The organism is Pseudomonas sp. MEJ086, assembly GCF_030209025.1.
GTDB lineage: Bacteria > Pseudomonadota > Gammaproteobacteria > Pseudomonadales > Pseudomonadaceae > Aquipseudomonas > Aquipseudomonas fulva_A.
Genome location: NZ_JARVSV010000025.1, coordinates 176,392 through 184,952, shown reverse-complemented (window position 1 = coordinate 184,952; position 8,561 = coordinate 176,392). Strand labels below are relative to the sequence as shown.

General features: G+C 60.9%; 8 protein-coding genes and 1 tRNA gene. 2 read left to right on the top strand and 7 right to left on the bottom strand.

Annotated elements, in window-relative coordinates; all coding sequences use genetic code 11:
* Positions 1-497 precede the first annotated feature (497 nt).
* Positions 498-935 carry a GNAT family N-acetyltransferase gene (locus QRN22_RS17005; protein ID WP_042553662.1) on the bottom strand — a complete coding sequence of 146 codons (438 nt, stop codon included), beginning with the start codon at positions 933-935 and terminating at the stop codon, positions 498-500.
* A 159-nt stretch (positions 936-1,094) separates the two neighbouring features.
* On the bottom strand, positions 1,095-1,511 hold the full coding sequence (locus tag QRN22_RS17000) for a helix-turn-helix domain-containing protein (protein ID WP_052493788.1): 417 nt from the start codon (positions 1,509-1,511) through the stop codon (positions 1,095-1,097).
* Between the two features lie 236 nt (positions 1,512-1,747).
* Here QRN22_RS17000 and QRN22_RS16995 point away from each other — a divergent pair, with 236 nt between their 5' ends.
* Positions 1,748-1,987, top strand: a complete 240-nt coding sequence (locus QRN22_RS16995; protein WP_042553663.1) for a hypothetical protein — start codon at positions 1,748-1,750, stop codon at positions 1,985-1,987.
* Positions 1,988-2,297: 310 nt separating this feature from the next.
* Here the strand turns inward: QRN22_RS16995 and QRN22_RS16990 are convergent.
* Positions 2,298-2,388, bottom strand: a tRNA-Ser gene (locus QRN22_RS16990).
* A gap of 179 nt (positions 2,389-2,567) precedes the next feature.
* Here QRN22_RS16990 and QRN22_RS16985 point away from each other — a divergent pair.
* On the top strand, positions 2,568-3,236 hold the full coding sequence (locus QRN22_RS16985; RefSeq protein WP_042553664.1) for a Bax inhibitor-1/YccA family protein: 669 nt from the start codon (positions 2,568-2,570) through the stop codon (positions 3,234-3,236).
* A 103-nt stretch (positions 3,237-3,339) separates the two neighbouring features.
* Here QRN22_RS16985 and QRN22_RS16980 read toward each other — a convergent pair whose 3' ends face one another.
* From QRN22_RS16980 to QRN22_RS16965, 4 genes are all read right to left on the bottom strand, one after another.
* Entirely contained in the window at positions 3,340-3,939 is a 600-nt protein-coding gene (locus QRN22_RS16980; RefSeq protein WP_042553665.1) for an START domain-containing protein, read from the bottom strand.
* Positions 3,940-3,976: 37 nt separating this feature from the next.
* Positions 3,977-4,237 (bottom strand): YkgJ family cysteine cluster protein, encoded by a 261-nt coding sequence (locus QRN22_RS16975; protein ID WP_042553666.1) that lies wholly within the window; start codon positions 4,235-4,237, stop codon positions 3,977-3,979.
* Positions 4,238-4,321: 84 nt separating this feature from the next.
* The gene (locus QRN22_RS16970) at positions 4,322-6,217 is read right to left on the bottom strand and encodes a sensor histidine kinase (RefSeq protein ID WP_156152700.1); all 1,896 of its coding nucleotides are present in this window, start codon (positions 6,215-6,217) and stop codon (positions 4,322-4,324) included.
* 11 nt (positions 6,218-6,228) lie between these two features.
* Positions 6,229-8,442, bottom strand: coding sequence for a putative bifunctional diguanylate cyclase/phosphodiesterase (locus QRN22_RS16965; protein WP_042553667.1), 2,214 nt, complete (start codon positions 8,440-8,442; stop codon positions 6,229-6,231).
* Positions 8,443-8,561 lie beyond the last annotated feature (119 nt).

Genomic DNA, 8,561 nt, shown 5'->3' with positions numbered 1-8,561 from the left:
CGCAGGCGGCGTCTGGGCGAGCGCCATGAACGGCACGGCGGCGAAAAACAACGGGAAATACGAGCGCATGACATCCATACCTGGAAAATAAGTTCATCCCTGGGGCGAGGCGGCATTCTGCCATCACCCAGCAAAACGACCTGAGACGCACTGCTCATCTTCAAATCATGGCGTATGCCGCTGCGAACAAACTCGCGCCGCAATGCCAGGATTCAGAGACCGCCCATGCTCCGATAGGCGAGGTTCGGTAATGCTAGCAAGGATGGATAATTCCCTGCCAGCCGCGGCCAGTGGCTATCAGGTGTCCGGTCATGGACCACCGCACCGCGCGGGGAAGCTGCCAGCATGCATCGTTCAAAGAGCGGCAGGCACATCTGCCGCCCTCCCTCGGCGCGGTCTTGCGGGCGCCAGTTACAGCCAGCGAATGACTGGGGCGTTACTGATATGGGGTGTCGCCATGGACCGGCGCCGACTACCAGCAGCGATGCTGCCGGTACTCACTCGCGGTGCTTCTCGAAGCGAATGTCGCCCGCTGGCAAGCGCTCCGTCGGCAACCAGCCGAGATTTCGATAGAAGCCGGCAGCGCGGCTCGCTTCTGCGGTTTCCAGCCAGATCGTCTGGTGCTGCTTGAACAGCAAGGCTTCGGCTTTGGCCATCAGGCTGCGCCCCAAGCCCAGGCCTTCGAACTCAGGGCGCACGAACGCGGCGAACACGCAGGCGTCCTCGACATCCACCATGGAAAAACCGACGGCAATACCATCAACCTCGGCGATCCAGAGACACGGGGTTGCGGCCATTGCCTGCCGTATGGCGCTCGGGGTGATGCCCATTTCCGTCAGTTGGTCACGGGACAGGTGGTTTTCCTTAACACTGGTGCGTATATCGAATATCGCACCGATATCGGATCCGTTGCCGATTCGTACCCGAATCTCCATGACATGATTCCTTCATTCCGTTGGGTGGATTCCAAGATAAAAACAGGAGAGTCGGGGCATAAGTGCAGCATCAGGAGCCTGAACAGGAAACGTTGAAGCAGTACCAAGCCGGATCGCTATTCAAAAAGATGAGCTTGCGCCGCTGACAGCGATGACGAATCAAGAGGGCTTTATGATGCCCGCTACGACGGATTCAAGTTCCTGCAAGCGATTTTCCAATGTGCTCAACCGTTTTCTCTGTCGAGCTACAAGACGGAGCTCTTTCTTATCCCCCTCATCCAGCTCCCGAAGTAACTCAAGAAGAATCTGATCGTCTGGAGCAGTATCGATAATCGAGCCTTCAGCGAGAGGATCTCCACGATGCATGGGGCCCAAGCCCGTGAGAAGCCAATCCAAACGCAGCCCGTGGTCCTCACAAAATTTTATGCATTCCACATAAGGCACGCTATCGCGTTTCCTCCAACCAGCCAGCGTCTGCCTGTTCACTGGAAGAGCCCTGGCTAGAGCGCTATCGGTCTTTGCACTCAAAAAATCCATCATTCTGCCAAGAACGGCGTCGAGAGAATTTTTATTCATTTCGCCTCAAAAACTCATTGACATATTTGTTATGCATAAATAATATTATGCGCTATGAATACAGTCTAACTGCATGAGCGACGCTCAAGCTACGGCACCCTCTCAGCCTAACGGCGAGGCGACAATTACTGGAGCGCCCAGTCGTGCAGCTGGTGATCTTTAAAACCCCTCTCTCGAACTTCCAGTGATGCCTGCATAGGCAGGATCAGGCAGTTCGCGCTGCAACGGTGGCTTTTATGCGCAATATCACGATCCAGTTGCACCTTTCGGAAGAACAGGCAGAAACCTTCATGCGCTGGCTCGGCGCGCGTTACGACGCGATCATCGATGAGATCTGCCGTGACCCGCGCTACCACGACGAGCGCAACGGCCCACACAGCCCTAGCGTACAGGCAGAGCATCCGTATCTCGTTGGCCTCAACAGCACCATTCAGGCGTTGCGCAGCGGATTGAAAGCCTCTGGGCAGGCTCTGTGAGCTGAAGACTTGCCAGCACCGCACAGCGCGCGGCGAACGCCAAGAGGTCGGCGATTCCGTCGAGGGCCTTGCCGGTGGCTTCCGCTACGCCGTATCCGGCTCGCGTGTTGGCGCGGAGAATTCGCGGTTTCTCGCCGAGGTTGGCGTCTGACGTAAGCACTGGAAGTATAGGAGCAGACAACGGCACGTCTCGTCCTGTGCCTGAAAGGCGCGAAGAACGATTCACATCGAGGCGCGATCGAGATCGGGTGGCTCCGCACGCTGTATGCCGCTCCCAGCGGGATCGGGGCACACAGCGCGGGGCTGAAAATGGTGGAGGGCCAGGGATTCGAACCCTGGGAACGCTACTAACGTTCGCCGGTTTTCAAGACCGGTGCATTCAACCGCTCTGCCAACCCTCCAGGTCGACGTGGGTGCTTCATCTTGCCGAAACATCCCTTTGCAACCTTGTTGGTTGCGGGCGGCATCTTACCGGAACGTAACACACTGTCAAACACTCTGATTTGGCAGTACCCAAGGCTCTGCTATGATGCCTTCCGACCTTGGTCACGGAACCATTAGCCTTTACAGGAGTGTCGCCATGCGCGAACAAGATTACGCACACAACCCCACACGGGTTGAACAAACCGCAGTCAGCAGCGTTCTGCGCAATACCTACGGTTTGCTGGCTCTCACCTTGGCATTCAGTGGCATCGTGGCGTTCATGGCTCAACGCGCCAACGTGCCGTACCCGAACATCTTCGTCGTGCTGATCGGCTTCTACGGCCTGTTCTTCCTGACGGCCAAACTGCGTGACTCCGGTTGGGGTCTGCTGTCCGCATTCGCGTTGACCGGTTTCATGGGTTACACCCTGGGCCCGATCCTCAACCGCTACATGGGCATGGCCAACGGCGCTGAAGTCGTCAGCTCGGCGTTCATGATGACGGCACTGGTGTTCTGTGGTCTGTCTGCCTACGTGCTGACCACTCGCAAGGACATGAGCTTCCTGAGCGGCTTCATCACCGCCGGTTTCTTCGTCCTGCTGGGTGCCGTGCTGGCCAGCTTTTTCTTCCAGATCAGCGGCCTGCAACTGGCGATCAGCGCTGGCTTCGTGCTGTTCTCGTCGGCCTGTATCCTGTATCAGACCAGCGCGATCATCCACGGTGGCGAGCGTAACTACATCATGGCGACCATCAGCCTGTATGTATCGATCTACAACCTGTTCGTCAGCCTGCTGCAGATCTTCGGCATCATGGGCGGCGACGACTGATCGGCCACACCCGTACGAAAAAGACCCGCCAATTGGCGGGTCTTTTCATTTGTGGCGCATTTGCCGGTCACGGCTGCCCACGCCTGCTTCTGCAGCCCCCAGGCTACTGCTTGGCCTTTTCGTGCATGCCCTTGAGGGTGTTGAACGGCGCTTCCACGACGAACTTGTTGGAAAGCCACGAAGGTACGCTGCCGCCCGGATCGGAATGCGCCTGGTAAACGACCTCGACCATGCCGTCTGGCTTGGGTGTCATCGTCCAGTAGCCTTCCACCTCGGCCACGCGCACATAACCTTTCTCTTCGGGCTTGTAATCGGGCACGCCATGCAGCTTGCGGGTCACGCTGCCATCGGCGCCCTGCTCGGTCGTCACCTCGATGATCGAATCACGCGGTGTGACGGGCCACGGGGTATTGAAGCGCGTGTAGGTCCAGCTCTTGTCGCCTTCATGCTTGAGCAGTCGTTGCTCCCGGCACTCGTGGATCCACGCGCATGATGCCTTGACGTCTTCCTGCAGGCCTTTGAGCTTGCTTATATCCGCCTTGATCAGCGTCACGCCGCGGTAAGCCTTGTAAGGTGAGCCGGCCACTTCGCTGAGGTACACCTTGATGCCCTCTTCGTCCTTGGCCAGGGTCCACTCTTCGGCGTGAGCGGCAGACGCGATGCACAGGGCAGTGCTTGCTACCAACAATCGGGTCAACGACATTTCATTCTCCGGGGCTGACTTCTTTTCTTGTAGCGCCTCAAACAGCTGCTGTCGTAGCACCTTCCAGCCAGGCGAGCAGGCGGATGGCTTCTTCGCTGCTATTACCGCAGACATCGAAATCAGCGGAAAATGCGGAGCAAACCTCGGGGCGATCCGGATGGCCGAAGATCGTGCAGCGGTTGCTCTGGTCGAGGTTCACGCAGCGCTGCCCCGCCGGCTTGCCGTTGGGCATGCCAGGAATGAAGGAGGTGATGGATGGCGATATGCAGCAGGCGCCACAACCGGGACGGCATTGCATGGAAAGGAACCTCGAACGAACGACACACTGCGCCAAGCGGCGGCAATTCTAGCGCGCCTGAGGGCAGGCCGGCAGCCCCTGCCGTCAGCCCAGATCGAGACGGATGCTGAAGCGTGAGCCCTGGCCAGGGGCACTGTCGACGTCCAGCTGAGCGCCGAGGATGTCCACCGCCAGCTGGTGGGTGATATGCAGGCCGAGGCCCGTACCGCCCTGGCCACGGCGGGTGGTGAAGAACGGGTCGAAGATCTTGCCCAGCAGGTCATCGTCCATGCCACGGCCGTCATCGCTGACGTCGATCACGCATTGTCCCTGGGCCTCATCGACTTCGCCACGCACCGTCACCACGCCTTTGACGCCCGGATCGAAGGCGTGAATCAGGGCGTTGTCGATGAGGTTCTGCAGAATCTGCCCGAGCGGGCCCGGATAGCTGTCGAGCATGAGGTTTTGCGGTACATCGACCTCGATTCTGTGGGGGCTCTGCCGCAGCTTGGGCTGCAGCAGCAGAACGACCTCGTCGACCAGCTCGCGCAGGTCGAAGCGCCGGCGCTCGGTGCTGGCACGGTCGGTGGCCAGTTGCTTGAATGCCCGAGTCAGCTGCGACATGCGCTCCAGGCTGGTGAGGATGATGCCCAGGCCGTCATCGGTGCGCTGCACGAAACGATCCAGCGTGGTGCGCTTGAGCCCCTCACGCATACCGGCCTGAAATTCCTGACTGGCTTTCTCCAGCGTCGAAGCCGCCACGCTGGCGGCGCCGATGGGGGTGTTGAGCTCGTGGGCGACGCCAGCGACCATGGTGCCCAGCGACGACAGTTTTTCCGCCTGCAACAGGGCACGACGGGTTCGCTGCAACTGGTCGACGGTACGTTGCAGTTGCTCGTTGCTGAAGGCCAGGGCTCGACTGCTGACATGCAACCCGTGTTCGGCTCGCAGCCGCTCCGCTTCATCGATGGCACGCCGCACGCTGATCAGCACGCCCAGCCCTTGCAGCACGCCGAAGAACAGCATCACTCGCCAGAGCACTTCCCAGCGCAGCGCATCCAGATTCCTGGCGGGCAGATGTGACAGCAGCAACCAGTGATCGGCCACGTTGGCGGTCGCCGCGTTGCCGTCTCCAGGGCGGAAATGGCTGTACGTCCAGAAGCCGGCGGGGTCGATGAACGAGCCGCGCGGCTCTTCCTGCAACCGTCGCCAACTGCCTGGCTGGCGACTGGCGAGCGTCAGTTCGGGTTTGCCGAGCATGAAGCCCCAGGCGTGCTCTGGGCGCTCTCCGAGCATCCAGTAGCCTTCATGGTCGAGCAACTGCAGCGAGCCACCGTAAGCCACCGAGGTTTCCTGCAGGCGGCCGAGCAGGCGCTCGGCCCGATAGTCGAGAACGAGGATGCCCCGCCGCTCGCCACGCTCGCTGAAAACCGGCACCGCGGCGCGCAGAATAGGTACCAGTGCGCGGATGGAACCGTCGGGCCGATATTGCCGATCCAGATCGAAGCGCGACAGGTAGGACTCGCCGCGGAACAGGTGCATGGTTTCCACGAAATAGTAGGCTGCGGAGTCGTTCTGCAGGTCTGCGGCGTCGACGGCCAGCGCCGCACCGGACACGGCATCGACACGAACACGCTCCATGCCGGTTTCATCCAGCCAGCGGATGCGCTGATAAACCCCGCGGCTGTTGGAGAACTCGACGAACAGCTCGCTCAGCGCGGCATAGCTGTCACCGGAGGCATACTTGATGGAGCGCGTCAGCAAGGGCTGCTGGCTGAGGAACTGCAGGTCACCGCGCAAGCTGGACAGGTGGCGCTCCAGCACCGCGACGCCCTCCCCCAGGCTGTCGTTCTGGGCGTCCAGCAGCGGTTCGAGGCGATCATTGAGCATGCGGTCATAGAGCAGCACGCTGAGCACGATGATCAGCAGCGACCAGGGCAGAAACAGCACCAACAGGTTGCGCGGCAGCGGCTTGGAAAGCGCCTTGCGCCACCGTGCCACCCGGCTGGCCGTCACCGGTATGCGCGCTCACCCAGCCAGCTCAGCAAACGCTCCAGCGGCATGGGTTTGGCGAACAGATAGCCTTGCGCTTCCACGCAATCATGCTGGGTGAGCCATTCGACCTGCTCCTGATTCTCCACGCCCTCGGCAATCACCGACATGCCCACACGCCGGGCAATCTGGATGATGGCCTCGGCGATCGACTGGCCATCGTCTTCGGCGCGCAGCTCCTCCACGAAGCTGCGGTCGATTTTCAGGCGATCGGCCGGCAGCTTGCGCAGATAGCTGAGCGACGAGAAACCGGTACCGAAATCGTCGATGGCGACCTTCACGCCCATCTCGCGCAGGGCCAGCAACTGTTCGCAAACCTGCTCGAACGAGCGCATGGCCACCGATTCGGTGATTTCCAGTTCGACCTGGCTGGCCCGTACGCCTGCGGACTCCAGATGCAGGGTGAAACGCTCGATGAAATCGCGCTGCAGCAATTGCGTTGCCGAGACGTTGATGGCGACGCGGATCTCGCCATGGCCGGCCTCGTCCAGGCGCCTGGCCGCCTGCAGCGACAGACGCATGAGCAGATCGCCCAGTGGCAGGATGTAGCCGGTCGCTTCGGCCAGCGGAATGAATTGCAGCGGCGGTATCGCCTTGCCGTCAGGCTGATACCAGCGGGCCAGGGCTTCGACGCCGGTGACCACGCCGGTGCGCATGTCCAGCTGGGGTTGCAGCTCGATACTGATCAGGTCACTGGCCACCGCGTCACGCAATGCCAGCAACAGCCGGAAGGATTCGGCGTGAGCGCTCTGCAGTTGGCGGTCATGCACCACATGCTGGTCATGCCCCAGTTGCTTGGCCTGCTTGAGCGTCAGGCGTGCGTCCTGCAGGGCGACGCTGGCGGTGTCGTCGAAATCGCGCAGGTACAGGGTCACGCTGCTCAGGCTGTGCACCTGGCCCAGCTCGTAAGGCCGATTGGGGCGGCGGAACAGCGCCACGATGTCTTCCGCCCGGACCTGATCTTCCGGGCCGAGGATGGCGAACAGGTCATCGCGCACCCGGGCGATCAGCACGTTGCCGTCGAAGGTCTCGCGCAATCGGTTAGCCACCAGGCCCAGGATGAAATCGCCGTAGCCGGTACCGAAAGCGGTGTTGGCCCCGGAGAAGTTGTCGATATCGATCAGCACCAGGACGCGCTCGTTCTTGTTGGCGCTGTTCAGCGTCATGTCGAGCATGCGGATCAGTGCGTTGCGATTGGGGATTTTCAGCAGGTCGTCCTGATAGGCCATTTCCTCCAGGCGACTGAACAGCGCGACGTTGTACAGGCCACGGCTGATGCTGGCGCTAAATACCTCGAGCAGTTCCAGCTCGGTGTCGTCCAGGGTGCGCTCGGTCGCCACGTAGCAGGCGTAATCGGCCCCGGCCTGGAAGCGCGGGAAGAACAGCACGGTGCAGTCGTCGAAGCGCAACGTGCTCTGCTTTTGCAGGCTACAGCGCAAGGCGCTGGCCACGGCATCGTCGCGCAGGCCGTCCAGATCGCCATCGATGGAACCGTAAAAGCGCCCGCTGGCGCTGATCACATGGGCGTTTGGCAGGCTGCCGGGGCTGGGCTCCTGGGCCTTGACGCAGACGATGCCTTCGGCCTGCAGGTCCAGCAACGAGGCGATTTCGGAGAGGATCTTGGCTGACAGCTCGCGGGTATTTTTCGAGCAGAACAGCGCGTTGCTGGACTCGACGATCATCTGCAGGCCGCGGCGGGCACGGGCGGTGGCCTTGAGCTGCGAGTAACTGCGCAGCCCGGCGGTCAGCACCGTGCGCAGGCGCTCGGAACTCAGCTCGCTCTTGGACCAGTAATCGTTGATGTCGTAATCACGCATGACCTCCTGCACCGGCGCCATGCCAGGCTCGCCAGTGAGCAGCACGACGCGGATCTCGGCATTGCCGATCACCTCGCGCAGGGTCTTGACCAGGCGCAGGCCGGCGTCCTCGGTTTCCATCACCACGTCGAGCAGAATCAAAGCGATATCGCGCTGCTCGGCAAGAATCATCGCCGCTTCGCGATTGCTGAAGGCCTGCTGTATCTCGATGCGCCGGCCAAGAATTTCCATGTCGCCCATGGCGAACGCCGTGGCGCGCTGAAAGCCTGGATCATCGTCTACGGTGAGAACGTGCCACACCGGCTGCTGTGCACCGCCAACGGGCTCGTCATCGAAGAACACTACGGAGTCATCCATGAAGCACGCTCACCTATCACCCGAGGAAGACGAACAATACCTTCCGTGCCGCAAAGTATAGCCAGCCTTTGAAAGAGACAAGATGCATGATGGCATTTCGCAAATGGCACGAATGCGGC

What these genes read in the sequence shown, in the direction of transcription:
- QRN22_RS17000 (WP_052493788.1), bottom strand. Translation starts at nt 1,511, where the DNA reads ATGAATAAAAATTCTCTCGACGCCGTTCTTGGCAGAATGATGGATTTT.
- QRN22_RS17005 (WP_042553662.1), bottom strand. Translation starts at nt 935, where the DNA reads ATGGAGATTCGGGTACGAATCGGCAACGGATCCGATATCGGTGCGATA.
- QRN22_RS16985 (WP_042553664.1), top strand. Translation starts at nt 2,568, where the DNA reads ATGCGCGAACAAGATTACGCACACAACCCCACACGGGTTGAACAAACC.
- QRN22_RS16975 (WP_042553666.1), bottom strand. Translation starts at nt 4,237, where the DNA reads ATGCAATGCCGTCCCGGTTGTGGCGCCTGCTGCATATCGCCATCCATC.
- QRN22_RS16995 (WP_042553663.1), top strand. Translation starts at nt 1,748, where the DNA reads ATGCGCAATATCACGATCCAGTTGCACCTTTCGGAAGAACAGGCAGAA.
- QRN22_RS16965 (WP_042553667.1), bottom strand. Translation starts at nt 8,442, where the DNA reads ATGGATGACTCCGTAGTGTTCTTCGATGACGAGCCCGTTGGCGGTGCA.
- QRN22_RS16980 (WP_042553665.1), bottom strand. Translation starts at nt 3,939, where the DNA reads ATGTCGTTGACCCGATTGTTGGTAGCAAGCACTGCCCTGTGCATCGCG.